The organism is Mycobacterium kyogaense (assembly GCF_003254575.1).
Classification (GTDB): domain Bacteria; phylum Actinomycetota; class Actinomycetes; order Mycobacteriales; family Mycobacteriaceae; genus Mycobacterium; species Mycobacterium kyogaense.
In genome coordinates, this window is sequence record NZ_QJUA01000094.1 from 1 (window position 1) to 1,947 (window position 1,947).

The 1,947-nt window shown below is 71.9% G+C and carries 1 pseudogene; it reads right to left on the reverse strand.

Features of this window, described 5'->3' with window-relative positions:
• A pseudogene (locus DMB80_RS28880) lies at nt 1-1,891 on the reverse strand (PE family protein); the annotation flags it as partial.
• Nucleotides 1,892-1,947: the final 56 nt, after the last annotated feature.

Here is a 1,947-nt window from a genome sequence, read left to right on the forward strand (position 1 = left end):
ACGTTGCGCTACCGCCGGCACCCCCCCCCCCCCCGGTCGCGGTCGCTCCAGAGGAGGTGTTGTTGATGTAGTAGGCGTCGCCATTGTTCTGGACGCCCGGGGCATTGGCGTAGTCGTACACACCGGCCCAGCCCGACGTGTAGCCGGCGTACCCGGCCCCGCCAACGACCGCCATGCCTCCCGCTCCGCCGGAACCACCCGCGCTGCCTGCGCCGCCGCCGCCGCCCGTGGCGCTACCGGTCCCGTAGCCGAAGGCCGAGCCGCCCGTTCCGCCGTATCCGCCGCTTCCGCCTTTACCGCCCTTGGCGACGCCGGCGCCGTAGTTAGAGGCTCGCCCGGCAGCCCCTCCCCCGCCAATGTTCTCTTGCTGGCTGCCACTCTTGCCTTGGCCGCCGGCTCCTCCGACCGCCTGGGCAGATGATGCACTGTTGTTGACGGTGGCATTACCGCCGGCACCGCCGCTGCCGCCGGCGACCGTTCCTACAGTCCCGCTGCGACCGGCGGCGCCCGTCGCGTTGCCGAGACCGAACGTCGTGGCGTTACCGCCACCACCGCCCGATCCGCCGAACGGACCGTTGCCGCCGAGCCCGGCGGAGCCGCCGACGACGTCGCGCGTAGATGTGGTGTTCGAGATGGTTGAATCACCGCCGGTGCCGCCGGTGCCGCCGGTGCCGCCGCCGCTGCTGCCGGTTCCGCCGGTGCCGCCGGTGCCGCCGATGGCTTCGCCGAATCCAGCAGTGGTTGCGTCCCCGCCTCGTCCGCCGCCGCCACCATTGCCGGTCGTAGTGCCGTCGCCGGGACCGGCTGTGCCTGCGCCGCCGGCTCCGCCCGCGGCTCGCGCGGTCGAGGTCGCGTTATGGATGAAAGCGTCGCCGCCGCGGCCGCCGGCGCCGCCGTTGGGTCCCGTACCGCCGCTACGTCCCGCTCCACCGGTCGCGTTTCCAGTACCAGTTGTGGACGCAGTCCCGCCGGCACCGCCGGTTCCGCCAGCGAAGCCGCCACCGCCCAGACCGCCGGTCGCGCCTACGACATCGTGATTAGAGGAATCGTTGCTGATGGCGGCATTGCCACCGGTACCTCCGGATCCGCCCGCACTCGTGCCCTTGCCTCCCTTGCCACCGACGCCTGCGGTGACCTGCCCGCTTCCGGATGTTGCCGCCGACCCACCGGTGCCGCCCGCACCGCCGCTCGCGAACGCCCCGGTGACAGTGCTGTTGAGATTCCCGATGCCGCCCTGTCCGCCGGCGGCGCCGTAGACATTTCCGGTGCCAGTTGTCGTCGCGTTGCCTGCGTCGCCGCCGCGGCCGCCGGCGGACCGCCAATACCCCGACCACCAGTTGCTCGAAATCCACACGTCGACCGTGCCGTTGCCTCCCAGCGCGCCCGCGGTCGACGTAACGTCGACGCCCGAAACACTGTTGTAGATGTAAGAGCTGCCGCTAGCGCCGCCGTTGCCCCCGTAACCGTTCGTTCCGTTGCCGCCGTTGCCGCCTAAGCCGCCGTACGCCAGCCCGGTGCCGAGAATGATTGCGTCGCCGCCGTTGCCGCCGTCTCCGCCATTGTTGCCCGTGCTGCCGACCCGGCCAGCCGCGCCGTACGCATTGCCGCTGCCGTAGTTCGTGGCGCTGCCGCCGTTGCCGCCGGTTCCACTACCCGAATAGGTCGCGCCAGAGTAATAAGTCGCTCCGCCGCTGCCTGCGGATCCGCCGCTGGCACCGATGGCCTGTTGCGACGAGTCGCTGTTGTAGATGTAAGCTGCGCCGCCCGCACCGCCGGCGCCACCGGATCTCGTGTCCGGGGCCGGCGCTTGCGGCGCAGGCAGACCGGCGGTGTTGCGGTTGCCTCCGTTTCCGCCGACGCCCGGGAGCGCCTGGCCGAGCCCGTAGTTCATGGCGCCTCCACCGGCACCGCCGTCCCCGCCCTGAATACCCTGCCCGCCGGCGCCAC